We start from the raw sequence: 25574 nt of genomic DNA on the forward strand, positions 1-25574 counted from the left end.
TGGCAAAAAAGCGAATAATTTGCCTGAATTTTGCTTCTGTGATTCTTGAACGGGAATAATATCTATTTTTTGCTTTCATATAAGGAAGTTACCATACTTTTTAATATGCTTAACTTCCTATGCCCCTTAATAAATTAGTCTCGCTTATAAACGAGACATACTTCTTCACGATCTAATACTTCTAATTCAGTTTGCATATATATTTCATAGTTATATTTTTCATATACTGCATATAAATTCTCAAAATCAATCGCAATTTCAGCAAGCATAGTTTGTTGCGTATCATTAACATCTAAATCAAGTTCATATAGATTTAATTTTACTTCCACAGTTTCTTTTTCAGCAATTTGATCTACATAAAATATGGCTTTTTTCATATTGTTTCGAATATAAAGCGCATTAGCTACTCCACCTAAATTTGTCAGATTAAACTTCACTTCAACTAGGAAATCACTGCCATCAGGATGAGAAAAATATGTGAATCCACTATCTCTAATCACAAATATTGGCTTAACCGCTTTGTTGAGGGCATCAAACTGCTGCTTTTGAATAGTAGCTAATTCTTTTTGCTGTTGAACACTCTCTTTCATCCCATGGATTTGAAGTTGAAGTGCTCTTTCTTGTTGTTCTAATGCTGTTGTATTTTGATCTAACTGCTTACCTTGCTGTACATAGCCTAAAATCAGCCAAAGAAATGCAATAGGTGCAAAAACACCTGCAAGGAAATCACCTAATTCATTGAGTGATTCTGGTGATTTCAAACTTCCAAATATCCAAGTTAAGCCAATCCCACCCAACCAAATAACTGTAATTGCTATAGCTCTATTCAAATTTTTCTTATTCATCTTTTTAGCCATTTGAAATATTTTTTAGTATAAAAAAGCCGACGCATTTGCATCGGCTTTTTCACATTATCGACTGATCAGCCGATTTTGTTAAAACTTAAACTGCTGCAAGTGCTGCATTTAAAGTTGCACTTGGGCGCATTACAGCATTTACTTTCGCAGGATCAATCGCATAGTAACCACCGATGTCTACAGCTTGACCTTGAACAGCAGCAAGCTCAGCAACGATCTTCTGTTCGTTTTCAGCTAATGCTTTTGCAAGTGGAGCAAATTTAGCTTTCAACTCAGCATCTTCATTTTGTGCAGCAAGTGCTTCTGCCCAGTATTTTGCTAAGTAGTAGTGGCTACCACGGTTGTCAATTTCACCAGTACGGCGTGATGGAGATTTGCCGTTGTCAAGCAATAAGCCTGTTGCTTGGTCTAGCGTTTTAGCAAGAAGTTTCGCCTTAGCATTGTCTTCTTTAATGCCTAGCTCTTCCAAAGAAACTGCAAGTGCCAAGAACTCACCTAGAGAATCCCAACGTAAGTGGTTTTCTTCCACAAGCTGTTGTACGTGTTTAGGTGCAGAACCACCAGCACCAGTTTCGTACATACCACCACCCGCCATTAACGGCACGATAGAAAGCATTTTTGCAGAAGTACCAAGTTCCATAATTGGGAACAAGTCAGTTAAGTAGTCGCGTAAGATGTTACCGGTTACAGAAATTGTATCGAGGCCACGAACTACACGCTCAAGTGTGTAACGCATTGCACGTACTTGAGACATGATCTGGATATCAAGACCAGTCGTATCGTGATCTTTTAAGTACTTCTGTACTTTCTTGATCAATTCATTTTCGTGTGGACGATATGGGTCAAGCCAGAAGATCGCAGGCATGCCTGAGTTACGTGCACGAGTTACTGCAAGTTTTACCCAGTCACGAATCGGAGCGTCTTTCACCTGACACATACGCCAGATATCGCCTTCTTCAACATTTTGAGTCAATAACACTTCACCAGTGTCAAGATCAGTAATGTTTGCAATACCTGCTTCAGGAATTTCAAAAGTCTTGTCGTGAGAACCGTATTCTTCAGCTTTTTGAGCCATCAAACCAACGTTTGGTACTGTACCCATGGTTTTTGGATCAAAGTTACCATGCCATTTACAGAAATTGATCATTTCTTGGTAGATACGCGCAAATGTTGATTCTGGCATCACTGCTTTAGCATCGTATTGCTTACCATCAGCACCCCACATTTTACCACCAGCACGGATCATTGCAGGCATAGAAGCATCTACGATGATGTCGTTAGGTGAATGGAAGTTAGTGATGCCTTTTGCTGAGTCAACCATCGCAAGTGCAGGACGGTGTTCTTGGCAAGCATGTAAATCTTCAATGATTTCTTCACGTAATGAGGTCGGAAGAGTTTCGATTTTCTCGTATAACCCAGCCATACCGTTATTTACGTTAATACCTAATTCGTCAAACAACTTACCGTGTTTTTCGAAAGCTTCTTTATAGTAGATTTTCACACAGTGACCGAAAACGATCGGGTGTGAAACTTTCATCATTGTCGCTTTTACGTGTAATGAGAATAAAATTCCTGCTTCACGGCAGTCATCAAGTTGTTTCTCATAGAAGTCGCAAAGCGCTTTTTTACTCATAAACATTGAGTCAATGATTTCGCCTTCTTGAAGCGCAACTTTTGGCTTAAGAACAATGCTCTTACCACTGTTTGTGATAAGTTCCATTTTTACATTGCGTGGACGGTCAAGTGTCATTGACTTTTCACCGTGGTAGAAGTCACCTTCTTCCATGTGTGAAACGTGAGTTTGTGACCATTGTTTCCACTCGCTCATTGAGTGAGGGTGTTTCTTAGCGTAATTTTTAACGGCAGCAGGAGCACGACGGTCAGAGTTACCTTCACGTAAAACTGGGTTTACCGCAGAACCAAGGCACTTGCCATAACGTGCTTTAATGGCTTTTTCATCTTCAGTTGTTGGGTTTTCAGGATAGTTTGGGATTGGAAAACCCTTAGACTGAAGTTCCTTAATACACGCCATTAACTGTGCAACTGAAGCACTGATATTTGGAAGTTTGATGATGTTTGTGTCTGGATCTTGTGTAAGACGACCTAACTCTGCAAGATTGTTCGGTACTTTTTGCTCATCACTAAGATAATCTGCGAATTCTGCGAGCACACGAGCTGCAACGGAGATGTCAGTTTTCGTGATTCCGATGCCAGCTGGCTGAGTAAAGGTTTCAATGATCGGCAGTAGCGAATAAGTCGCCAACAATGGCGCCTCGTCAGTCAGTGTATAAATGATGTTTGACTTTCCACCAGCCATATATAGCCCCTTGTGTTAAATTGATTTTTTCTAGAACCGAGCTTTTGACCCAGTTCTACTTACTGATTTGCTTAAATAAAAACCTTGAGAGTATCGACCCTCATCGCATTCCAGTCAACGATATATCTCGTGATAACGACATTTCGCTGAAAAATACCCCATTTCTATACGACATTCCTGCATGTTTTTTTCCGCAAGATTGTTTAGAAATTCAGGCTGATAAGCGATATAACTATCAGATTTTTCACATATCTATGCATATTATTACGCAATTTCTGATTTTATTCATGTATAAATTGATTCGCTGTAGTGCATTTGTTTGACTATTTTGCAAACCTTTAACCCTGCAATATTTTTTAATTTAATATTACTTTGGTCTTTTATACACTCTAATTTTAGTCAACCAAAGCCTAAAACAGCGATGTTTCATGTCAGCCTAAGCCCTCAACATGACAGTGCTATGAATCTCCAATTTTCATATATCTGAAATGACAGTTACATTTTTATATCTAAACAACTCATATTCAAAGCTAAGATGTAAAAGTTTATCTGATATTAGGTTGTATATGAAAAAATTAATTTTGAGTTGCTTGCTGTTTGGAGCAACGACAACTGTTTTTGCAGAAAACCCGATTCGAGTTCAGGTTCTCAATACCTATAATGGTCAACCTGCTGCACGTATGCATGTGACTTTAGAAGCACAACAAAATAATCAATGGGTTCAAATCGGTGAAGGTGACACCAATGATCAAGGTCAACTTGACACGCTCTATCCAAAAGATAAAGCCAATCTAGACAAAGGTTATTATCGGGCCACGTTTAAAACAGGTGACTGGTTTCGCAGTAAAAATCAACGTGCGTTTTATGCAGAAGTGCCTGTGGTTTTTGTGATTGATGGTTCAATGAATCATTACGATATTCCACTTCAAATCAGTCCGTATGGATATTCGACTTATCGTGGAAGTTAGACTAATAAATAAAAAAACCGATGTTTGAGCATCGGTTTTTTCTAAGAAAAGAAAAGCTAAATTAAGCTTTTAACCAATTCTCAGCTTTGCTCTGATCTACCACTTTCAAATCCACAGTCGCCAAACCAATTTCAGCCGCCTTAACCGTAAACTGAAGCAGTTCATCACGGCGGAAAGCATGCACAACACATTCACCTTGTTGTTTTGCATATTGAGCTAACAACTTTTCAGAAGCCTTTAAGCCATCAATCGCCACGATAACATCATTGGCAGACAGCCCTGCTTTTGCACCTGCTCCCTCACGGCGAGCTTGTTGAATCAGCACTCCTTCTGTTTTTTCAGCAAGTTTTAAACCAAATGGCTGCGTTTTGTCATTTTTAAGCTGATATTCAATACCAAATTCAGGGAAAAGTTGATCAAGTGGCAATTCATCGGTGGTATAAATCAGATGGTTAATTTGCTCTAACCATGAGTGACCCGTTAGCTCTTCACACAACTCAAAAATGGTGCGCTCAGTCACCTGAATCCCTTTTTGTGCATTCTCATAAAGTTTACGTACCAAAGCATCAAGGCTTGAACCACGTAAACGCAAACCTAAATCTAGACATAACGCCACTAAACAGCCTTTATTGTAGTAGCTTGTTCCTGCGTTATTGCTGTTTTCATCTGGACGGTAGAATTTAATCCATGTGTCAAAACTTGACTCGGCAACCGACTGAACCTCACGGCCTGGATTTTGCAAATAGCGGTCAATCTGTGCTTTGAGTAATTTCAAATACGATGCTTGTGAAATCACACCGCTACGCAGCAAAATCAGATCATCATAATACGAAGTGAAACCTTCAAAAATCCACAGCAAAGAGGTATAGCTTTCTTTGTGCAAATCATAATTCACAAAGTTTTCAGGGCGAATGTATTTCACCAACCATGAGTGGAAATATTCATGGCTGCAAAGCCCCAAGAAACGCTGATAATCTTCCGATGGTTCCTCTGGTTCATTGGCTTTTGGCAAGTCATCACGCGGGGTGATTAAACTGGTGCTGTTTGGATGCTCCAAACCACCATAACTATTGCCTGTTGCCATAGTCATAAACACATAGTTTTTAAATGGCGCTGATCCAAAAATCTGAATTTCAGTTTGGCAAATTTTTTGAATATCCGCTTGTAGGCGCTCAACATTGGTCGCATGTTTACCCGAAATCACAAACTCATGTTGAATACCTTCAGCCTCAAAGCTAAAACGAGTTTGATCTGCCAGTTCAAATGGACTGTCAATGAGCTGCATATAGTTGTCAGCTTTTAAGGTATAGCGCCCTTTCACCAAGCTTTTTGATGTCAAGCCTGTCGCCACAGTAAAATGCTTAAACTCATCGGGCAAAAACACTTCCAATTCGCATTCAGCTTCTTCCTGATCTTTAAGAGCTAAGCACACACAGGCTGGGTTGACATAGAAACGCGTCTGATCGACATAACTGCCACGTACTGATAAATCGTAAGCATAGACATCATATTCAACCGTGATCAGCTCATGATCGGTGTTAAATAAACGCCATTTATTTTTCTCAAATTTACTGATTTTCAGTTGGCGTCCTGCCTCATCATAGGCTTTAACCGACTCAATGTGTTTTGCAAATTCACGAATCAGGTAACTGCCCGGAATCCATGTCGGCAACCACAATTCTTGTGTTGGGTTGGCAACAAAACGCAAAGTCACATGAATGAGATGCTGTTGGTAATCGTCAAACTCTATTTGATAGTGCAACATAAGTCGGAATTCTAATCTTAATCAGTTTATGCAGGGCTTTAGCTTAGCATTTTTTTACTCTAATATGCGCTACTGCTGTTATTCCGTACACAAGATGAAGTAAATCAAGTTAACTTTAATATTTGTCATGGAAGATACTTAACCCTGTTCTTTTGATCTCCTCAGGATTTGTCCTTTGAAACGTTTTATTTCTTGGTTTGCAGGGCTTGGCATGTTATGCACAAGTTTCACCCAAGCTGCCATTTTGAATATCGATCCCGAATCTGTACCTGCTGCGGCGTGGACAATTTACGATCCACAATCTGGTCAAACATTGGCTGAATACAATAGCCATGCGCAACGTGCACCAGCTTCATTAACCAAAATGATGGTTGCCTATATTACACTCAAAGAAATAAAAGCGGGTAAGCTCAAAAAATCGGATGTGATTATTGCCAACAATGTCGTGCATGTGGTTCAGCCTGATGAATCGCAAATGTTCTTACGACCTGGGCAAAAAATTACCATTGATCAATTGCTCACTGGCTTGGTGGTCATGTCTGCCAATGACGCAGCAGTTACTCTCGCTCAGCGTATTGGTGGAGATTTGCCGCACTTCGTTGCACGTATGAACCAAGAAGCCAAAGCGCTAGGCATGAAAGATACCCACTTTACCAATCCTGCTGGGATTACCATGGATGGGCATTACTCTTCTGCTGCGGATATGGCAAAACTCGGCGATGCCCTAATTCAGCAATTCCCTGATTATTTAGGTTATTCCAAGCAAACCAGTTATTCGTGGAATGGTCATGCACACCACGCCACCAATATTTTGCTGAAACAAGATCCAACTGTGGATGGTTTAAAGACAGGTTTTACTCGTGCAGCGGGCTTTAACTTGGCTTTAACCGCAAAACGCCCAACCATGAATCCAAACTTGCCAGAGCGTCGTTTGATTGTGGTGGTTTTAGGAACAACAAGTCCTGTAATGCGTGCAGAAGTTGCGCATCGTTTAATGAATTTAGCCTATAACTACACCCGTGATGAAGTCGTTGTTAAAGCAAAACAGCCGATTGCACAATTGCCTGTGATCGATGGTAAAGAAACCCTATATCAGGTTATTCCTCAAACCACTCAGTTTATGACCACCTCTTTATATAATCAGCCTGTCAATATTGATATGCGAAGCTTTAACAATGACAGTGGTCGTTTGGTCTATAACGGGACAACTATTGAACCAATTGATAAAACCCAAACACGAATTGAGGTCACCCTCAACCAAAAGCAGTTAACCGCACCCTTAAATCAGACACTACAATTGGCAACCTTAAAGGTTTACCAAAACGGTCAATGGATTGAGGATGTTGCGGTGCATTCACAAGTACAACTTGAGCGCGCAAGTTTATGGCAACGCTTTTGGCATTGGTTAAGTGAGTTACTACCATTTCTGGCAGATCAACCTGCTCCTGCGAAAGTGCTTCTTTAAGATCAAAAGAAAAATGGGGTTGATTTTTTTGCATCAGCCCCAAACTCATTTACAATAATGTACTACATCGAAAATTTCGGAATTGGCATTCCCCAAATTCGTTTTTTCATTTTATGATGTGACTTTAAAACTCTGTATGGATTTACAAACATGACTGCTATTGCAAATAACCACGTGGTTTCATTCCACTACACACTAACAAATGCTGAGGGTGAAACACTTGACCAGTCTCAAGGCGAACCACTTGCATATTTGCACGGCGCAGGCAATATCATTCCTGGTTTAGAAAAAGCGCTTGAAGGCAAAACAGTTGGCGAAAAATTGACTGTTAACGTTCCTGCTGCTGAAGGTTATGGCGAATATAACCCTGACCTCGTTCAAGAAGTTCCTGCTCAAATGTTCCAAGGCGTTGAGAAAATCGAAGCGGGCATGCAGTTCCAAGCTCAAACTGATGACGGCGTGCAAATCGTAACGGTTAAGTCTGTTGAAGGCGACACAGTAATCGTTGATGCAAACTTCCCACTTGCTGGTCAAGATTTGACTTTCCAAGTTGAAATCGTTGAAGTTCGTGATGCGACCCAAGAAGAACTTGATCACGGTCACGTTCACGGTGTAGGTGGTCACAACCACTAAGATTTTGCCTCTTGCAAATCTGAAAAAGCAAAGCCTCGTGCTTTGCTTTTTTTATGCTATTTTTAGGCAATCGAGTTTTTAACTGATTTGATTTTATGCCTACCCTGATTTGGTTTCGTCAAGACTTACGCATTTCTGATCACGCTGCCCTATGGCACGCCAGCCGACACAGCGCCTGCCTTGCCCTTGTCATCTTATCGCCACAGCAATGGCAACAACATGATGATGCTCCAATTAAACTGGACTTTTATCTGCGTCAGTTACGCGAGTTACAGCAACAATTACAACACTACAATATTCCACTCATGGTTCAGGTTGTTCCGCTTTGGCAAGAGATCGCACCTGTTTTACTTGAACTGTGTCAGCGCTTTCAAATTCAGCAGGTACATGCCAATGTAGAACTGGGTATCCATGAATTACAGCGGGATAAACACTGCCAAGATGTCTTGGCTCAAGTCAAGATTCAACTGGAGCTGTACCAAGACCGCACACTATTTCCTGTCGGTAGCATTCGCAATCAGTCAGGGCAACCCTATCAGGTGTTTACACCATTTAAGAAAAACTGTTATGAACGCCTAAATCTGCAATTGCCTGCCTGCTATCCTGAGATTGCCATTCAGACATCTGTACCGTTTGAACTTACGCCACAAGAACAGCAAATTCCCGAACTACATGAACTGGGCTATGACGCTATTCCAACTGAACAACAACAACTTTGGACAATTGGTGAGTCGCATGCACAGCAACAACTGGATGATTTTTTAGAAGATGCCTTAGCCGACTACAAACAGCAACGCGACTTTCCTGCCCAAGCAGGCACAAGCCAATTGTCTGCCTATTTAAATATCGGCATTCTGTCGATTCGCCAGTGTGTACAAGCGCTGTTTCGCCTACAGCAAGGACAGTTTTTATTGACCGATGAAGGTCAGCAGACTTGGCTGGATGAACTACTGTGGCGTGAGTTTTATCAGCATATTTTGTTTGACTATCCCCAAGTGTCTAAACACTTGCCTTTTCAGCCGAAAACCCAGCAACTTGCATGGCGGGATGATCCTGAAGGTTTAGCGGCATGGCAGCAAGGTCAAACAGGCATTCCAATTGTCGATGCAGGAATGCGTCAACTGCTTGCAACGGGCTGGATGCACAATCGGGTACGCATGATTTGTGCGATGTTTCTCACCAAAAATTTACTGATCGACTGGCGTAAAGGCGAACAGTGGTTTATGCAACATCTGATTGATGGGGATTTGGCAGCCAATAATGGCGGCTGGCAATGGAGTGCTTCGACTGGAACAGATGCCGCACCGTATTTTCGAATTTTCAATCCGATTAGTCAGTCTGAAAAATTTGACCCCAATGGTGACTATATACGGCGTTGGGTGCCTGAACTGAAATCTTTAGACGATAAAACTATTCACGAGCCTTATGCCAAAGGCTACAAAGCTGGCTTAGGCTATCCGAAAGCAATCGTTGATCTGAAAAGCAGTCGGGTTCGTGCGATTGAAGCCTTTAAAGCTTTAGGTTAAACCAATTTAAGCCAATGCCTGCTTTAAATTGGTTTTGGCTTGCTGCTCATAATGCTGCTGAAAATATCGGGTTTGATATAAAGGCTGTGCCAGATAAAACTGGCGCAGCACTGCATGACGCTTTTCCTGATACATCAGCTCATCCACCCACACATATTCCTGTCGGATTTGCTGCTGATATTCAGCAAAGCGTTGTGGTGAACTGCCCAAAATCGCCAGATCAATATCCAGTAAATACGCCAAATCTGACTCAGAAGCGACCGCATGTTGCTGGGTTGCCAAAATCCACTTCACGATCTTGTCGAGCTGGGTTTCAGGCAATGCGCCTGCCAGTTGTTGTCGCATCAACATCGCACTCTCTTGCTCATTACTTGCCGAATGTGGTTGATAAACCACATCGTGAAAGAAAATCGCCAGTTGCACGGCAAGAGCATCTTCGATTTGACTTTGCACGATTTCAAATAACGCTAGACATTCCACAATATGCTGAAGTGAATGATAGGCACGCTGAGGTTCCTGATAAGCATGCAGCAGTTTTTCCAAGCATCGCTCATGCTGCTCGACTGACCAGTGCTCAGGCAAAAACTGGGGTAAAAGTTTTTGCCACGCCTGACGAAACTGCTGCTGAAAGCTTGGCATTATGCGGTCTGTTCCTCACGCTTAAACACCAGTTCTTTGGCATTGGAGTTTTCAGCATCGAAATAATAGCCTTCGCTATTAAACGCTTTAAGGTCTTCAACCTGTTGAATCTGCTGCTCAATCACAAAACGAGCCATTAAACCACGGGCTTTTTTGGCATAGAAACTAATGACTTTGTATTTTCCATTTTTTTGATCCAAAAACACAGGTTTAATAATTTGAGCATCCAAAGCAGATTCTTTCACGGCTTTATAATACTCATCCGATGCAAGGTTCAATAAAATCTGACTATTGGTGTGTTGCAAGTCTTGCTGAATCAGATCGGTAATGCGTTTCCCCCAAAATTCATACAAATTACTGCCACGTGGGTTTTGCAACTTCGTCCCCATTTCCAAACGATACGGCATCATCAAATCCAGTGGACGAAGCAGGCCGTATAAACCCGAAAGCATACGCAAATGCTGCTGAGCAAAATCCAGTTGTGAATCATTGAGAGCATAGGCATCTAAACCTGTGTAGACATCACCTTTAAATGCAAAAATGGCTTGGCGCGCATTTGCCAGATCAAACTCGGTTTGCCAGTCCTGAAAACGTGCCACATTGAGCTGTGCAATTTTTTCACTGACACTCATTAAGCTTGCCAGTTGTGACGCTGACAACTCACGGCAGACCTCAATCAACTGTTCAGACTGATCCAAAAGACGCGGCTGAGTAAAGTTGCTGCTTGGCAATTCAGTTTCATAATCCAGTGTTTTGGCAGGTGAAATTAAAGCCAGCATAGACATCCTCATTTTTGCTATATTTTGCCCACTATATCAGTCCCCTATTTCTAACGCCAATCTGTGTTTCTGATGGCGTTTATCGGTACAATCATGACCCCTACTTTAAAATTAAGCTCTTCGAGTCCTATGCCTGAAACGATTTTTTTACAAGGTCCTGCTGGGAAAATTGAGGTTTTTGTTGACCGCCCACAGGCAGAGATCCGCAGTTTTGCCATTGTTTGTCATCCACACCCGCTGCAAGGGGGCACGGCGCATCATAAAGTGCCGATGTTGCTGTCGAATATTTTGACCGAGCGTGGCTGTATTGTTTACCGTCCAAGTTTCCGTGGTGCAGGGCAAACTGAAGGCTTGCATGAAGAAGGATTTGGCGAAACCCATGATATTTTGGCGATCTTGCAACAGCTTCGTGACATGCATCCGAATCTGGATTTTTATGCAGGTGGCTTTAGCTTTGGTGCGCATGTATTAGCCAAATGTTATGCAACACTTGAGGTTGCAGAACGTCCAAAACAGTTGGTGCTTTGTGGTCTGCCAACAGCGATGGTACGCGGTTTACGTGACTATCAAACTCCAGAAATTCAAGGCGATTTGCTGTTTGTACATGGCGAAGAAGATGATATTACTCTGCTAAGTGATATGGTGAAATGGGCAAAACCACAAAAGCACCCGATCACGATTTTCCCAGGGGCAAATCACTTCTTTACAGGCTACTTAAAGCAACTGCGCCAAGTGATTAGCCAGTATATTCGTTTATAAAAAAATCGGCATCTCATGGCAGGAAAGTTGAGGTTTAGACCTGTATGTCCTGCCATGTCAGCCCAAAACGCGCCAAATATTTCTTCACTCGGTCACTATCATTACTACTTTGGCGCTGCTGACGTGACACAGCAAACAACTTGCGCCCTGCTTCCGCCATAGATTTACTTTGCTGACAAATCCGAATCACCCCTTCAAGCTGAATGCGATCAAATTCATCAAGCTTGGTCATCTGCTCAGTAGAAAGCAACTCCTCAAGCACGAGCACCGAATTTGAAGATGGTGGTGTATGTTGCCACAATTGTTGCAAACGCTGAATTTCCCGCTCTACGCTTGCCAAAGTGATATAACCCGATTGGGCAAAAGTTGCCATACGGGTCACACTCGAACCTAAATCACGAAAATTGCCTTGCCATGTGGCTTCTGCCGACTGGGCAAATGCCAGATAACGCTGCCAAGCATCATGCCGAAAATGTAACTGCTGCTGATGCTGATTGGCAAAACGCTGTAATTCAAATTCAATATTGGGGGCGAGGTCTTCCAAACGATCTTTCAATGCAGGCAGAAAAAATGTCCATGTGTTGAGACGTGCCCATAAATCTTCACGAAAACGTCCTACTTGTACCTCAGAGCGTAAATCACGATTGGTTCCTGCAATCAGTTGAAATTCAACCTGAACCTCTTGATCTGAACCAACAGGCAAAAAGCGCTGATCTTCGAGTGCCTTGAGCAACATGGCTTGTTCATCTAGTCCTAACTCGGCAATTTCATCTAAAAACAAGATGCCTTGATCAGCCGTTTTTAGTAATCCTGCTCGATGACTGGCTGCCCCTGTAAAGGAGCCTTTGACATGCCCAAATAACGCGGACATGGCACTATCACCATACAGCGTGGCGCAGTTCACCTCAACAAAAGCACCCGTCAAATGAAACTTGTCTTTTTTCAGTTGAAAAATTTGCTTTGCCAACTGCGACTTACCTACGCCTGTTGCTCCCATTAACAAAATTGGAGCATGTGAACGGGTTGCCACACATTCCACTTCACAAATCAGTTGATTAAAGTCCGAATTCGCTGTTGCGATTTGTGCTTTTAGCTGTTGCCAGTTTTCGGATTGTTCATGTTCAAAACGCTGATTTAAAGCGGCATAACGTGATAAATCCAAATCAATAATACGATATTCACCCTCAGGTTTTTGCCGATGGGTGGGCGAACTCTGAATCAACTTGGCAGGTAAATAATGCGCATCAATCAGTAGATACCAACAGATCTGGGCGACATGCGTGCCTGTCGTGATATGCAATAAATAGTCACAATGCTCCAAATCAAAAGGATAACTTTTCACAAAGTCATACAGTGCCCCATACATATCGGCAAAATCCCACGGGTCACGGATTTCGATTTTCTGCCGACTCAGTTGAGTATTGGGAGAAACCTGTCGAATATCCGATTGTAGAAAATTGACCAGTTTCTGGCTGCGGGCATCATGCAACAACACCAGTTCATCGACCACCAGATCATCATGCATCAACAAGCTTAAGGTAGGTCGCCAACGCTGCCAGCGTTGCTCAGTTTTACCTTGATCAAGGGTTGAACCAATAAAACCGATCACCACTGTTTTTTTAGAATGAGGCATTGTCATATAAATATTTGATTTAAAAGATTGAAAAGCATGATTCATAAGCTATAGGCAGTCAGCTACTTGCCTAGACTTTGCATCAGCGCAGACTTAGAATAACCATCGTGTTCACTATTCTGATTGTTCAGTGGCAGACCTTTGATCTATTCCACTCTTGTTCATCTTATCATTTTGATGATACATCACCATAAAACATCAACAACCCCCAATATAAAAGCTGTCTATTCTTATGTTAAATTTTACCTTTCTCGGTACTTCTTCTGGTGTCCCCACGCTCAGCCGCAATGTTTCTGGGTTTGCGATTGGGCTCGATAAAAGCAAAGACTGGATTTTAGTCGATGCAGGTGAAGGCACTCAACAACGCATTCAGCAAGCACGATTATCGCTACAGCAACTCAAAGCGATTTGTATTACCCATGTTCATGGCGATCACTGTTATGGTCTGATTGGTTTACTCGCGAGCGCGGGGATGAATGCACGCAAGCAGGCATTGACTCTCATCGCACCTCAAGCCATTCTAGACTGGCTCAACATCACCGCCCAACTCACCGATCTGTATTTGCCCTACCCGATTGAGTTTATTGATGTAGAAACATTGCTTGAGCAACCGCATCAACTTGAAATGCTGTCGATTCAAACGCATCGACTCCATCATCGTGTGCCCAGTTATGCATTTAGTCTGCGAGCAAGTCGTTCCCAGCAAAAACTGGATAGTGAAGCCCTCAAAACACTGGGCGTTCCCAAGGGCAAAGCATGGGGGGATTTGCAAAATGGACAAGATATTGAATTTAATGGGCAGATTTTAAACAGCCAACAATTTTTGAGTACCTCAACTCAGCAGGTTCATGCCATTGTCGCAGGTGATAATGATCAACCTGAATTGCTTCATGCTGCCTGTGCCACTGCCGATGTGCTGATTCACGAAGCCACTTATACCCAAGATGTGTTAGATAAAGTCGGCACTGCCCCAATGCATAGCTCCGCAAAAATGCTCGCCAAATTTGCCGAACAGGCACAGTTAGCACAGCTCATTTTGACGCATCTCAGCGCACGTTATCACGATGCCAAAGGCTCAGAAAAAATTAAAAAAGAGGTTCAGCAGTTTTACTCAGGCAAATTTTGGCTTGCGCATGACTTTGACCAATATCATCTTGATGCAGATGGCAAGCTGACGCAAACTGCTCAGGCACAGCATGCGTTTGCTCAACCGACTTCAATAGATGAATAGCAGATAATTCAAAATTAAATATCTTAAAAGATAGTTTTCTATCTTTTAAGATATAAAACTAAAAGACAATATCTTTTTTAAACGTCTTAAAAATCCATTAAACTGAAATATTTTATATAATAATCAATAATTTAAAAAATATTCTTAGAAATTATTCAACCTTGGCACAGCTTCTGCAATACACCTCATGAAGATTTTTTAAATCAAGCGTCATGGCTGTTTGTAACCGCATGGCAAATAGCCGAGCAAGGAATTTTTTATGAATAAACGCAACTACAACATCATTCAAGATCAACATGGCGTACCAATTAAAATGTGGACGCAAGGCGTCCCTGTCGATGAACCGTCCAAGCAACAATTATTAAAAACGGCAAAAATGCCCTTTATTTATAAATGGATGGCAGTAATGCCCGATGTACATTTGGGGATTGGTGCAACGATTGGTAGCGTGATTCCGACCAAAGGTGCGATTATTCCTGCGGCTGTGGGAGTCGATATCGGCTGCGGTATGATGGCAGCACGCACTTCATTGACTGCATCGGATTTACCCGATCATTTACTGGGTCTACGCAGTGAATTAGAACGTCTGATTCCGCATGGCATGACCAAAACTCGAGGACAGCGTGACCGCGGTTCATGGCATACTCCACCCGAACTGGTCGATCAGGCATGGGCAGAACTGGTTGCCGATTTTGAGCTGATCTGTGCCAAACATCCACGTTTGCAAAAAACCAATAACCGTACCCAACTGGGTACATTGGGAACAGGAAATCACTTTGTAGAAATCTGTCTAGATGAACATGATCAAGTTTGGGTGATGTTGCATTCAGGTTCTCGGGGTGTCGGAAATGCCATTGGTAACTACTTTATTGAATTGGCACGTCAGGACATGCAAAAGTATTTCATCAACCTGCCCGATAAAGACTTGGCGTATTTGGTTGAAGGTACTGAGCATTTTGATGACTACTGGTTTGCCGTGGGTTGGGCGCAGCGCTTTGCCATGAAAAACCGTGAACTGATGATGCAGGCTGCGATGAATGCCTTACGGCAAATTATTCATAAACCCTTCAATGCCAAAGTAGAAGCGGTAAATTGCCATCATAACTATGTCGATAAAGAACAACACTATGGCGAGGAAGTGATGGTCACGCGCAAAGGTGCCGTTCGTGCGCGCTTGGGTGAGTATGGCATTATTCCCGGTTCGATGGGTGCAAAATCATTTATTGTGCGCGGGTTAGGAAATCAGGAATCCTTCTGTTCATGTTCGCACGGTGCAGGGCGTGTCTTCAGCCGTACCGAAGCCAAAAAACGCTTCAGTGTAGCCGATCAGATTGTACAAACTGAAGGTGTGGAATGTCGTAAGGACGCTGCGGTGATTGATGAAATTCCCGCAGCCTATAAACCGATTGAAGCGGTGATGCAGGCGCAGCAAGACTTGGTTGAAATCGTCTATACCTTGCGCCAAGTGGTCTGTGTCAAAGGATAAATTACGATTTACGCAAAATTCAACGCGATATTGCATTATTAAATAGAGATCAGAATATGAAACTCGCAGAAGCTTTATTACTTAGAAGCGACCAACAAAAACAACTGGCTTCACTAAAACAACGTATTGAAGCCAATGTTTTAATACAAGAAGGAGATGAACCTAGTGAAGATCCCAATGTATTATTAGAACAAGCATTTCAGCTCAACAGTGCTTTACAGGAATTGATTTACCAGATTCATCGCACCAATGCAGCAGCACATTTAGCCAATGGAGAAGCACTGCTGAAGCTACTCATTCAGCGTGATCGCTATATTGAGCAACATCGAATTTTAATTGCAACGATTCAGAGCTCACAAAGTGACGCTCATCGTTATAGTTCACGTGAGATTAAATGGAAAAAAACCATTACGGTTTCCAAAATACAACTGCAAGCCGATGATATTGCACATAAACTCCGTGAATTAAACATGCAGATTCAAAGTGCCAACTGGCAAATTGAACTCATGAGTTAAAACCTGTTTAGGACATACTGGGCGAGTACGAGATCCTTTACTGCCACAGCATAGGATTGAAAATAACATGTAGTGGCCTTAAGACGCGTGTGGGCAGGCACTGAGACTTTTCAGCCCAGCACTTTACACCTGTTATCTTAAACTTGTTAAACTGTACAACCACGTACTGACAGTATGTTCTGATTTTAAAAATAAAAAGGAAAAAATGTGAATAAAGCTTTGGCACATTTGCCAACTCCGATCCGCATTGACGGCTCGCAAGGTGAAGGTGGCGGGCAAATTTTAAGGACTGCCCTTTCACTGTCGATGATTACAGGCAAACCATTTGAATTGGTCAATCTTCGTGCTGGGCGTAAAAAACCCGGTCTGATGCGTCAGCATTTGGTCTGCGTGCAAGCCTCCCAACAAATGAGTCATGCCTATACCGAGGGTGCTGGCTTGCATAGTCAGTATTTATATTTTGCGCCGCAGCAAACGCAGGCAGGACACTACGAGTTTCAGATTGGTTCGGCAGGCAGCAGCTTATTGGTTTTTCAAACCTTGCTGCCTGTTCTTTTACAACAGTCAACACCTAGCCAATTAATCATTCATGGTGGCACGCATAACCCGATGGCGCCGACTGCCGATTTTATTCAGCACAGTTTTATTCCGACACTCGCCAAAATCGGGATTCAGATTGATTTTGAAATGGAAAAAGCAGGATTTTTCCCGATTGGTGCAGGCAAAATCAAGGCGACTGTACATCCTTGGCAACATCGACAAGAACTTGACTTACGTTTACGTGGATCTCTGCAAGCCATGCGTGCCTATGCCGCAGTGCTAAATTTGGATACCAATATTGCTGAGCGAGAACTGGCAACCCTGCAACAAAAACTCGATTTGCAACAAGCCGAACAATTGCAACTCAAAGGCATTAGCCAAGGCAATAGTTTATTTGTTTGTATCGACAGCGAACAGCATTGCCAAGTGTTTAGTGCTTTAGGCGAATTACGCAAAAGTGGCGAACAGATTGCAGGTCAACTGGCGAAAGAGGTCAATCACTACTTACATAGCCAAGCGGTTGCCGATGAATATTTGGCAGATCAGTTGTTATTACCATTGGCATTGGGTCGAGGCGGACGCTTCACCGCGCAAACGTTGAGTGAGCATACCCGTACTCAAGCGGAAATGATCAAACGTTTTATCGACTGTGAAATTGAGTTGATTGAACATGCACATCAGCATGTTGAAATTATTGTGAGTGTTTAGAGGCGCATAAAAATGTCAGAGATGACCAAAATCAGTAAATTCCTGAGTCTAGTGCTGAGACATCAGCCTGAAAAATAGCTTGAAGTTTTATCAGGCAGAAAATGGTGTTTGGCTGACTGAATATGTCCCTGCACAGTATTTATCTGTACAGGGTTGATGGGTAAATCAGGACTTTGTTTTAATCCACATTTGCCAGTGCAGCGATCAACAACTGCCAACATTTTTCAACAGTATCGATTTTCACTCGTTCGCCCGGTGCATGCGCCCCTTGAATATCAGGGCCAAAGGACACCATCTGCAAGTCAGGATAATGCTCGGCAATAATCCCGCATTCTAAGCCTGCATGAATCACTTTAAGTTCAGGTTCAATCTGAAAAGTGTCTTGATAAGCCCGTTGCAGACATTTTAAAGCGGCTGATTCAGGATTCGGTGTCCAACCTGAAACCAACGGCGCAAGACTTGAATGCAATCCGTAATACTCAAAATGCTGCTGAATACGATGTGCATGCGATTCCAGTTCATCATTGACCATTGAACGCACCATGATCAGTACCTTGGCTTGCTCATGGTTTAAACGCACCACACCAATATTATTCGAAGTTTCCACCACATCAGGCAGTGCCTGACTCATCTGCGCTACGCCATACGGACAGCTCGACAAAGCAGCGAGCCATGCCTGTTGCTGCTCTAGAGCAATCACTTCGGTGACCGCTTCTTGTAATGGCTGAGCATGTAATTCAAGTGCATCATCTACACCTTGAAGTTGTACGCGCAAATTCAATTGTGTTTGTGCTAACAAGGCATCTAACTGGGCAAGTGCTGCTTGAGGTAAGGCAATTTTGGCAGTCGCTTCACGTGGCAAGGCATTACGTGCCGTACCGCCTGAAAACTCAATCAGATGGGCATGTAGTTCTGGCAAATGTTGCTGTAAAAACTGCGCCAAAATCACATTGGCATTGCCACGCTCCAAGTGGATATCAATACCTGAATGTCCACCTTTGAGTCCAAGTACTTGTACTTCAACCGCAACCAGTTCGGTATCAGTGTGCATATACGTCAGCGCTTGCTCGACTTCAATATCCTGACTGCCTGCACAGCCCAAATAAAGTTGTCCCCATTCTTCAGTATCGATATTGAACAGCCACTTGCCTTGCAGCACATTTTCTTCAAGAAAACGTGCGCCGCTCATGCCCGCTTCTTCATCGACGGTGAGCAAAACTTCAATTGGGCCATGCGCAATATCATCGGCATCCAGCACAGCCAAAGCCAGTGCAACGCCAATCCCATTGTCTGCACCGAGTGTGGTATTGGGTGCAATTAGCCAGCCATTGTCCAAAATCGGCTGAATCGGATCACGACTAAAATCATGCAACGTCCCCCGATTGGCTTGGGTCACCATATCCAGATGCCCTTGCAAAATCACGCCTGTTTTATGTCGCATGCCCGCAGTTGCGGGTTTACGGATAATTAAATTGCCAACCAAATCGACATAGGTGTCTAAACCTTTTTGTTCCGCCCAGTCTTTTAAATATTGACGGAGTTGTTGTTCTTGTTTGGACTGGCGTGGAATACGGCATAAAGTGGCAAAATGCTGCCAGACGTTTTGTGGAGAGAGTTGAGAAAAATCAACGGCATTCATGCTCTGGTCTCGTCAATAAAATAAGTCTGTTTAGTTTTACTATACTGCAAAATGAGCTGACAAGGTAAAACCTGTCGAAAGAGGCTTTTCCATATAAAAAAAGCCAAGCAGATGCTTGGCTTTTCATTTCTAACAGATCGAATTATTCAGACACTTCGATACTTAAACCTGCCTGATTTGCCAGTTCAGTAAACGTCGGGAAGCTTGTTGCAACGGTTTCAGTACCCACAATAGTAATTGCTTCAGCAGCACGTAAACCTGCGATACTAAAGCTCATCGCAATACGGTGGTCATGGTGTGATTCAATCTGAGCGCCTTTAAAGATTGGAGACCAGTCACCCGATTTACCCTGACCTTGAATGATGATGCCATCTTCAGTTGGGGTACATTGAATACCCATGGCTTGCAAGCCATCTGCCATCACCTGAATACGGTCAGATTCTTTGACACGCAGTTCAGCCGCACCAGTCAATACCGTTTCACCTTCGGCGCATGCCGCAGCAATAAACAAGGCTGGGAATTCATCAATCGCCAATGGCACTTGATCTTCAGGAATATGAATCCCTTTTAGTGTACGTGTTGCGCGAATACGAATATCCGCAATCGGTTCACCGCCTGCAATACGCTCATTCAATACTTCGAGATCAGCACCCATGGCTTTTAAAATTTCGATCACGCCAGTACGGGTTGGGTTAATCCCCACCGCTTCCAAAGTCACATCGGCATTTTCACAAATCGCTGCACCCACCATAAAAAATGCTGCAGATGAAATATCAGAAGGCACTTGGATGTCTGTACCGACGAGTTTACCACCACCTTGAAGACGAATACGGTTACCTTCGGTTTTCACTTCATAACCAAAAGCACGCAACATACGTTCAGTATGGTCACGTGTTGGTTCAGGTTCAGTCACCGAAGTTTCACCTTCAGCCCACAAACCTGCCAGTAAAATCCCTGATTTCACCTGAGCCGATGCCATTGGCAAATCGTACTGAATGCCTTTGAGCGCTTGAGCACCTGTAATGCTGACGGGTGGTGTGCCTTTTTCACCTGTGGTCTGGATTTGAGCACCCATTAAACGAAGTGGTTTGGCAATACGTTCCATTGGACGCTTTGACAATGAAGCATCACCTGTCATGACGGTATCGAACTTCTGTGCCGATAACATGCCAGACAACAAACGCATACTGGTACCCGAATTCCCCATATACAGCGCGCTTGCAGGTGCTTTCAAACCGTGCATACCAACACCGTGAATAGTTACTTCACCATTTTTAGGTCCTTCAATCGACACACCCATGTCACGAAATGCCTGTAAAGTTGCCAAAGCATCTTCACCTTCCAAGAAACCAGTGACATGTGTTGTGCCTTCAGCAATTGCACCAAACATAATCGAACGATGTGACACCGATTTATCACCCGGAACAGTAAATGTTCCTTCAAAACGATGCTGTTGAGGTTGAATGGTAAATTGTTGAGTCACCTTGTCTTTCTCCATTAAAGGTTTTTGGGCAAGCATATGGTTAAAATGTTGACGCGCGGCTTGAGCATGTCCGAGTAAGCCCATTAGCGCCTGAGAATCTTCTTTTTCAATCAGCCCGCGAATAATTGCCAGTTGCTGCTCAAAGCCATCCACTGCTTTTAAAATTGCAGTTTTATTGGCAAAGAAAATGTCATGCCACATTTGCGGATCGGATGCAGCAATCCGTGAAAAATCACGAAAGCCACCTGCGGCATAACGGAAAATATCCAGATTATCTTCGCGGTTTGCCAGTTGCTCAACCAAGTTAAACGCCATCAGGTGCGGTAAATGACTGGTATGCGCCAACACTTCATCGTGTTTTTGCACATCCATACAAATCACTTCCGCTTTTGCCGCCTGCCAAAGCGTGACCAGTTTTTCAACTGCCCAATCTGCACTGGTTGGTAATGGCGTCAAAATCACTTTGTGATGGGCAAACAGATCAACCTTACCTGCATGTACACCCGTGTGTTCACTGCCTGCAATCGGATGCCCAGGGACAAAACCTACAGGTAAGTTCTCACCAAAAACGCGCTGAGCCGCTGCCACGACATTGCCTTTGGTACTACCGACATCGGTTAAAATTGCATCGGCTCTTAAATACGGTTGAATCTGTACCAAGACTTTTTCAGTCGCTTGTACAGGCAGCGCCAAGACCACCAAATCCGCATCTTGTACTGCATCAATTGCCGAGGTATAACCCGCTTGGATTAGCCCCAATGCTTTCGCATCTTGCAAGGTTTTAGCTGAACGGGTTGAAGCAACCACTTCGGTTGCCAAGCCTTCTGCCTGAATCACCCGTGCCAGACTTGAACCAATCAAGCCTAGCCCAATGAATGCCACTTTGTGAAACAAGGGCTGTGTTTCTGAAACTACCACCAAATTCGCCTCTGTATTAAATCCACTGTCTGCGTTTAATTTGCTTAAAGTACCGCAACAGGATAAGAACCCAGTACGCGCAATTCTTTGACCATCGAACGGATTTCATCGAGTGCAGCCGCAACATTTGGCTGGTCAATATGTCCTTCCAAATCAATAAAGAACACATAGGCCCATTTTTCAGGAAGTGCTGGACGAGTTTCGATACTGGTCAAGCTAATATTGTGCTTGGCAAAAGGTTCTAAAATATCAATGAGTGCGCCTGCGCGGTTATGTGCAGAAACCAACAAAGAAGTTTTATCATTGCCACTTGCAGGAATTTTTTCGCGACCAATCACCAAGAAACGTGTGGTATTTTCAGGATTATCTTCGATATTGCTATGCAAGATTTCCAAACCATACGTCGTTGCCGCAATATCCGAGGCAATCGCTGCTGAATGCCATTCATTGCGAATACGGCGTGCTGCTTCGGCATTCGATGTCATCGCAACACGTTCAACACCTGGGTAATGAATATCGAGCCACTTACGGCACTGTGCCAAAGCTTGCTGATGTGCATAAATCTGCTTAATGCTGTCTTTACGGGTATTTTCAGATACTAAAAACTGGTGATGAATACGCAATTCAACTTCACCAATCACATTAAGACTCGATGATTTAAAGCAATCCAGAGTATGGTTCACTACCCCTTCAGATGAATTTTCAACAGGAACAACACCATAGTGTGCGCTACCGGCTTCCACTTCACGGAATACTTCATCAATGGTGGCAATCGGACGCACAATCGCATCCTGACCAAAATGTTTCAAAGCTGCCGCTTGGGTAAATGTGCCTTCAGGGCCTAAAAAAGCAATACTTTGGGGTGCTTCAAGTGCCAAACAGGCTGACATGATTTCACGGAACAACCGAGCCATGGTGGCATCAGATAACGGGCCTTCGTTGCGTTCCATCACTTTACGTAGCACTTGCGCTTCACGTTCAGGGCGATAAAACACTGGATTCTCTTCAGTCGCAAATTTGGCTTTTGCCACAGCTTCAGCTAGACCTGCACGACGATTCAAAAGGTTTTGAATCTGTTGGTCTACACTGTCGATATCCGAACGTAATTGTTCTAAATTCAGAGAAGTCGTTTTCTGATCGTCTTGGATCATGTCATTTCGCCCCGTGCTCATGTTTTTTCTGCCTGCAAGTATAACCACATTCAACTGCAAAATGTCATTACCTCCCAGAGCGCAAACCAAGTATTTCGAGTGGTTTTCCCTATTTAGCCACTCAACTTCAACAAATCCAATCTGCTTTTACGCCAAATCGCTTACCAACGTCTTCCGAACTCGGGATCTATTTCACCATTCAGATAGATCACATCAAATCATGACTTCTCTCAGCAACGCCCCTTGGTTCTGGCATAGCTTATGCTAGTATGTCGAATATCTTTCATTTTTTGCGATTTCGTCATGACCACTAAACGCAATATCTATCAAGACTTTGAACATCCATTTGCCCAATATATCCGCATTATTGGTAAGGGCAAAACAGGTGCACGTTCCCTGACTTTTCAAGAAGCCTATGATGCGTTTAGCATGATTCTGAAAGGCGATGTTCTCGATGTGCAACTTGGCGCATTTTTGATGTTGCTCCGCGTGAAAGAAGAATCGGTCGAAGAGCTGGCAGGTTTTGTTCAAGCCACCAAAGACCAGTTAAATTATCGCCCACTTGAAGTAGATCTGGACTGGTCATCGTATGCAGGTAAACGCAAACATTATCCGTGGTTTTTACTGGCAGCGTTGACTTTGGCTCAACATGGCTATCGTGTAGTGATGCATGGGGCTGCGGGTCATACCTTAAACCGTGTTTATACCGAACAGGTTCTAGAGTTCCTCAACTATCCTATTTGTCATACACAAGACGACGTTGAGCAACAATTACAGCAACGCAATTTTGCCTATCTGCCGCTGGCTGCCATTTCCCCTGTTTTAGATGAGTTGATTGGTTTGCGCAATGTTATGGGGCTACGTTCACCTATCCATACACTGGCTCGCCTGATCAATCCATTTGATGCCAAAGCCACATTACAAGCGATTTTCCACCCTGCATATCGTGGCTCACACCAACGCGCAGCCTTTACATTAGGTTATAAAAATAGTGCCGTGATTAAAGGTGAAGGTGGCGAATTTGAACGCAATCCCGATGCTAAAACTTTAATCTGTGGGATTCGTGATGGCGAAATGTATGAGCACGAATTGCCTAAACTCACACCAGAACGTAGCGCGACTGAAGAAGAACTGGATTTAGCCGTGTTTAAAGCAGTTTGGGAAGGTCAGCAAAATCATACTTATGGTGAAATCGCAGTGGTCGAAACCATGGGCATTGCGTTATATAGCATGGGTATTGTGGACAACTATGAAACTGCCATGCAAAAAGCACAGATGTTATGGGATACACGCCATCAACAATAAATAGCAGCAATAAAAAAATCCCCGTATGGGGATTTTTTATTTAGACAAATCGAATCGGCTTGAATTCAGGTTCATTTTTGTGATGATCATCATCACATTCTTCACCTTCTTCTTTTGTGCCGCGGTCGATATAACCTGTACGTTCTTCTTCAGGCAAATTTTTATATTCCCAAGCCAAAACTGCCTGCATACAAATCTGACGTTGCTCTTGAGTCAACGCTACACCATTAGGCCATTTCCCAATTTCAACGGCAGTTTTTAAACGTTCGACAATTTCAGGGTCTAAAACCGAGAGCATTTGTTCAATATTCATGACTCTTCCTGCTGTTGCAATGCTTCAAAATCTTGATGCCACCCTAATTTGGTTCGACAAGCCATATAAAAGTCATAACCAGGTGGATGTAATAAGCTTAATTTAAAAGGATGCTTGCGAATATGCAAAACATCTCCGACATTCAGTGCAACACTATGCTGCGCATCGGCACTCACCATCGGTAAAATACGGTTTTTACGCACCGTAATTTTGATTTCACTCTGATCCCCAACAATGATCGGACGTGAAGATAAGGTATGTGGATGCATCGGCACAAGAACAATTGCATCCATACTCGGATGAATAATTGGGCCGCCACCCGACAAGGCATATGCGGTTGAACCTGTTGGCGTTGCCACAATCAAACCATCACTATGCTGACGGTAAACAAATTGCCCATCAATCGATAGTTCAAAGTCCACCATATGCACGGACTTACCTGAGTGCAGCACAATATCGTTGAGTGCAATCGCACTATAGACCGTTTCACCTGCGGTACGTACTTCCATTTCAAGCAGAAAACGTCTGTCGAGCTGAAAGTTACCTTTTAAAACCAGATCAAGTTTTTGTAAAACTTCCATCGGATTAATATCGGTTAAAAATCCTAAACGTCCACGGTTGACACCAATCACGGGGGTATTGTATTTCACCAATGCACGTGCTGCATGTAACAAAGAGCCATCACCACCAACCACGACAACCAAATCAGCCACTTCACCCATCAGGTTACGGCTGACAATTTGACAATCTTGATAAGGGACAAGTTTCGCTGTTTCAACATCAAAAATTGGATGTAATCCCAATTTCAACAAATGGTCATAAATAAGACAAAGTGTTTCTACAACAGCAGCTTTTTCTGGTCGTCCAATTAGCCCAATGTTGCGAAACGACTTGTGTGAGATTTTCACCAACTCAAGCGCTCCGTTCGGATTCGCAGCCATAAT

Annotated in this window: 21 protein-coding genes and 1 pseudogene; 10 read left to right on the forward strand and 12 right to left on the reverse strand. The window is 43.1% G+C overall.

Features of this window, described 5'->3' with window-relative positions; all coding sequences use genetic code 11:
- From GBN19_RS07680 to GBN19_RS07690, 3 genes and pseudogenes are all read right to left on the reverse strand, one after another.
- Positions 1–79: pseudogene (locus GBN19_RS07680) on the reverse strand (IS1595 family transposase); the annotation flags it as partial.
- Between the two features lie 55 nt (positions 80–134).
- A complete protein-coding gene (locus GBN19_RS15910; protein WP_215903484.1) occupies positions 135–845 on the reverse strand; it encodes a hypothetical protein in 711 nt (236 codons plus the stop codon).
- A gap of 97 nt (positions 846–942) precedes the next feature.
- The gene (locus GBN19_RS07690; RefSeq protein WP_151777715.1) at positions 943–3174 is read right to left on the reverse strand and encodes an NADP-dependent isocitrate dehydrogenase; all 2232 of its coding nucleotides are present in this window, start codon (positions 3172–3174) and stop codon (positions 943–945) included.
- 566 nt (positions 3175–3740) lie between these two features.
- Between GBN19_RS07690 and uraH the strand changes: the two genes are divergently transcribed.
- Positions 3741–4142, forward strand: coding sequence for a hydroxyisourate hydrolase (gene uraH / locus GBN19_RS07695; protein ID WP_151777716.1), 402 nt, complete (start codon positions 3741–3743; stop codon positions 4140–4142).
- A 61-nt stretch (positions 4143–4203) separates the two neighbouring features.
- Here uraH and GBN19_RS07700 read toward each other — a convergent pair whose 3' ends face one another.
- Entirely contained in the window at positions 4204–5907 is a 1704-nt protein-coding gene (locus GBN19_RS07700) for a M61 family metallopeptidase (protein ID WP_151777717.1), read from the reverse strand.
- Positions 5908–6082: 175 nt separating this feature from the next.
- On the opposite strand from GBN19_RS07700, the gene GBN19_RS07705 reads away from it, so the two are divergent.
- From GBN19_RS07705 to phrB, 3 genes are all read left to right on the forward strand, one after another.
- Positions 6083–7372 (forward strand): D-alanyl-D-alanine carboxypeptidase family protein, encoded by a 1290-nt coding sequence (locus GBN19_RS07705; RefSeq protein ID WP_151709503.1) that lies wholly within the window; start codon positions 6083–6085, stop codon positions 7370–7372.
- Between the two features lie 150 nt (positions 7373–7522).
- Positions 7523–8005 carry an FKBP-type peptidyl-prolyl cis-trans isomerase gene (locus tag GBN19_RS07710; RefSeq protein WP_151709502.1) on the forward strand — a complete coding sequence of 161 codons (483 nt, stop codon included), beginning with the start codon at positions 7523–7525 and terminating at the stop codon, positions 8003–8005.
- Positions 8006–8100: 95 nt separating this feature from the next.
- On the forward strand, positions 8101–9531 hold the full coding sequence (phrB, locus tag GBN19_RS07715) for a deoxyribodipyrimidine photo-lyase (protein WP_151777718.1): 1431 nt from the start codon (positions 8101–8103) through the stop codon (positions 9529–9531).
- Between the two features lie 6 nt (positions 9532–9537).
- Here phrB and GBN19_RS07720 read toward each other — a convergent pair whose 3' ends face one another.
- Both GBN19_RS07720 and yaaA read right to left on the reverse strand, forming a co-directional pair.
- Positions 9538–10170 (reverse strand): HD domain-containing protein, encoded by a 633-nt coding sequence (locus GBN19_RS07720; protein ID WP_151777719.1) that lies wholly within the window; start codon positions 10168–10170, stop codon positions 9538–9540.
- Positions 10170–10949: a peroxide stress protein YaaA gene (gene yaaA / locus GBN19_RS07725; protein ID WP_151777720.1), complete on the reverse strand. Its 780-nt coding sequence runs from the start codon at positions 10947–10949 to the stop codon at positions 10170–10172. Before yaaA ends, GBN19_RS07720 begins: the two co-directional genes overlap by 1 nt.
- 129 nt (positions 10950–11078) lie before the next feature.
- Between yaaA and GBN19_RS07730 the strand changes: the two genes are divergently transcribed.
- Entirely contained in the window at positions 11079–11708 is a 630-nt protein-coding gene (locus GBN19_RS07730; RefSeq protein ID WP_151777721.1) for an alpha/beta hydrolase, read from the forward strand.
- Positions 11709–11742: 34 nt separating this feature from the next.
- Here GBN19_RS07730 and rtcR read toward each other — a convergent pair whose 3' ends face one another.
- Positions 11743–13341 carry an RNA repair transcriptional activator RtcR gene (rtcR, locus tag GBN19_RS07735; RefSeq protein ID WP_151777737.1) on the reverse strand — a complete coding sequence of 533 codons (1599 nt, stop codon included), beginning with the start codon at positions 13339–13341 and terminating at the stop codon, positions 11743–11745.
- 232 nt (positions 13342–13573) lie between these two features.
- Between rtcR and GBN19_RS07740 the strand changes: the two genes are divergently transcribed.
- The 4 genes from GBN19_RS07740 to rtcA all read left to right on the forward strand — a co-directional run bounded on the left by GBN19_RS07740 (position 13574) and on the right by rtcA (position 17821).
- The gene (locus GBN19_RS07740; RefSeq protein WP_151777722.1) at positions 13574–14572 is read left to right on the forward strand and encodes a ribonuclease Z; all 999 of its coding nucleotides are present in this window, start codon (positions 13574–13576) and stop codon (positions 14570–14572) included.
- A 259-nt stretch (positions 14573–14831) separates the two neighbouring features.
- Complete coding sequence (locus GBN19_RS07745) at positions 14832–16058, forward strand: RtcB family protein (RefSeq protein WP_151777723.1); 1227 nt, start codon at positions 14832–14834, stop codon at positions 16056–16058.
- A gap of 56 nt (positions 16059–16114) precedes the next feature.
- Positions 16115–16573, forward strand: a complete 459-nt coding sequence (locus tag GBN19_RS07750) for a DIP1984 family protein (RefSeq protein ID WP_151777724.1) — start codon at positions 16115–16117, stop codon at positions 16571–16573.
- A gap of 207 nt (positions 16574–16780) precedes the next feature.
- The gene (gene rtcA / locus GBN19_RS07755; protein ID WP_151777725.1) at positions 16781–17821 is read left to right on the forward strand and encodes an RNA 3'-terminal phosphate cyclase; all 1041 of its coding nucleotides are present in this window, start codon (positions 16781–16783) and stop codon (positions 17819–17821) included.
- A gap of 178 nt (positions 17822–17999) precedes the next feature.
- On the opposite strand, the gene pepD is transcribed toward rtcA, so the two are convergent.
- The 3 genes from pepD to pheA form a co-directional block, all read right to left on the reverse strand.
- Positions 18000–19460 (reverse strand): beta-Ala-His dipeptidase, encoded by a 1461-nt coding sequence (pepD, locus tag GBN19_RS07760; protein ID WP_151777726.1) that lies wholly within the window; start codon positions 19458–19460, stop codon positions 18000–18002.
- Positions 19461–19602: 142 nt separating this feature from the next.
- On the reverse strand, positions 19603–21861 hold the full coding sequence (locus GBN19_RS07765; RefSeq protein WP_151777727.1) for a bifunctional prephenate dehydrogenase/3-phosphoshikimate 1-carboxyvinyltransferase: 2259 nt from the start codon (positions 21859–21861) through the stop codon (positions 19603–19605).
- 44 nt (positions 21862–21905) lie between these two features.
- A complete protein-coding gene (gene pheA / locus GBN19_RS07770; RefSeq protein ID WP_151709491.1) occupies positions 21906–23012 on the reverse strand; it encodes a prephenate dehydratase in 1107 nt (368 codons plus the stop codon).
- Positions 23013–23315: 303 nt separating this feature from the next.
- Between pheA and GBN19_RS07775 the strand changes: the two genes are divergently transcribed.
- A complete protein-coding gene (locus GBN19_RS07775) occupies positions 23316–24317 on the forward strand; it encodes a glycosyl transferase family protein (RefSeq protein ID WP_151777728.1) in 1002 nt (333 codons plus the stop codon).
- A gap of 40 nt (positions 24318–24357) precedes the next feature.
- Here GBN19_RS07775 and GBN19_RS07780 read toward each other — a convergent pair whose 3' ends face one another.
- Positions 24358–24630 (reverse strand): YeaC family protein, encoded by a 273-nt coding sequence (locus GBN19_RS07780; RefSeq protein WP_151777729.1) that lies wholly within the window; start codon positions 24628–24630, stop codon positions 24358–24360.
- Complete coding sequence (locus GBN19_RS07785) at positions 24627–25538, reverse strand: NAD(+) kinase (RefSeq protein ID WP_171492578.1); 912 nt, start codon at positions 25536–25538, stop codon at positions 24627–24629. Before GBN19_RS07785 ends, GBN19_RS07780 begins: the two co-directional genes overlap by 4 nt.
- Between the last annotated feature and the right edge of the window lie 36 nt (positions 25539–25574).

This window comes from Acinetobacter brisouii, assembly GCF_008993995.1.
In the GTDB taxonomy this organism is placed as follows: domain Bacteria; phylum Pseudomonadota; class Gammaproteobacteria; order Pseudomonadales; family Moraxellaceae; genus Acinetobacter; species Acinetobacter brisouii_A.

Coding starts and splice junctions, on each gene's coding strand:
- uraH (WP_151777716.1), top strand. CDS start 3,741: ATGAAAAAATTAATTTTGAGTTGCTTGCTGTTTGGAGCAACGACAACT.
- rtcR (WP_151777737.1), bottom strand. CDS start 13,341: ATGCCTCATTCTAAAAAAACAGTGGTGATCGGTTTTATTGGTTCAACC.
- GBN19_RS07720 (WP_151777719.1), bottom strand. CDS start 10,170: ATGCCAAGCTTTCAGCAGCAGTTTCGTCAGGCGTGGCAAAAACTTTTA.
- GBN19_RS15910 (WP_215903484.1), bottom strand. CDS start 845: ATGAATAAGAAAAATTTGAATAGAGCTATAGCAATTACAGTTATTTGG.
- GBN19_RS07750 (WP_151777724.1), top strand. CDS start 16,115: ATGAAACTCGCAGAAGCTTTATTACTTAGAAGCGACCAACAAAAACAA.
- GBN19_RS07780 (WP_151777729.1), bottom strand. CDS start 24,630: ATGAATATTGAACAAATGCTCTCGGTTTTAGACCCTGAAATTGTCGAA.
- yaaA (WP_151777720.1), bottom strand. CDS start 10,949: ATGCTGGCTTTAATTTCACCTGCCAAAACACTGGATTATGAAACTGAA.
- GBN19_RS07740 (WP_151777722.1), top strand. CDS start 13,574: ATGTTAAATTTTACCTTTCTCGGTACTTCTTCTGGTGTCCCCACGCTC.
- GBN19_RS07690 (WP_151777715.1), bottom strand. CDS start 3,174: ATGGCTGGTGGAAAGTCAAACATCATTTATACACTGACTGACGAGGCG.
- phrB (WP_151777718.1), top strand. CDS start 8,101: ATGCCTACCCTGATTTGGTTTCGTCAAGACTTACGCATTTCTGATCAC.
- GBN19_RS07745 (WP_151777723.1), top strand. CDS start 14,832: ATGAATAAACGCAACTACAACATCATTCAAGATCAACATGGCGTACCA.
- pheA (WP_151709491.1), bottom strand. CDS start 23,012: ATGATCCAAGACGATCAGAAAACGACTTCTCTGAATTTAGAACAATTA.
- GBN19_RS07710 (WP_151709502.1), top strand. CDS start 7,523: ATGACTGCTATTGCAAATAACCACGTGGTTTCATTCCACTACACACTA.
- pepD (WP_151777726.1), bottom strand. CDS start 19,460: ATGAATGCCGTTGATTTTTCTCAACTCTCTCCACAAAACGTCTGGCAG.
- GBN19_RS07730 (WP_151777721.1), top strand. CDS start 11,079: ATGCCTGAAACGATTTTTTTACAAGGTCCTGCTGGGAAAATTGAGGTT.
- GBN19_RS07775 (WP_151777728.1), top strand. CDS start 23,316: ATGACCACTAAACGCAATATCTATCAAGACTTTGAACATCCATTTGCC.
- GBN19_RS07700 (WP_151777717.1), bottom strand. CDS start 5,907: ATGTTGCACTATCAAATAGAGTTTGACGATTACCAACAGCATCTCATT.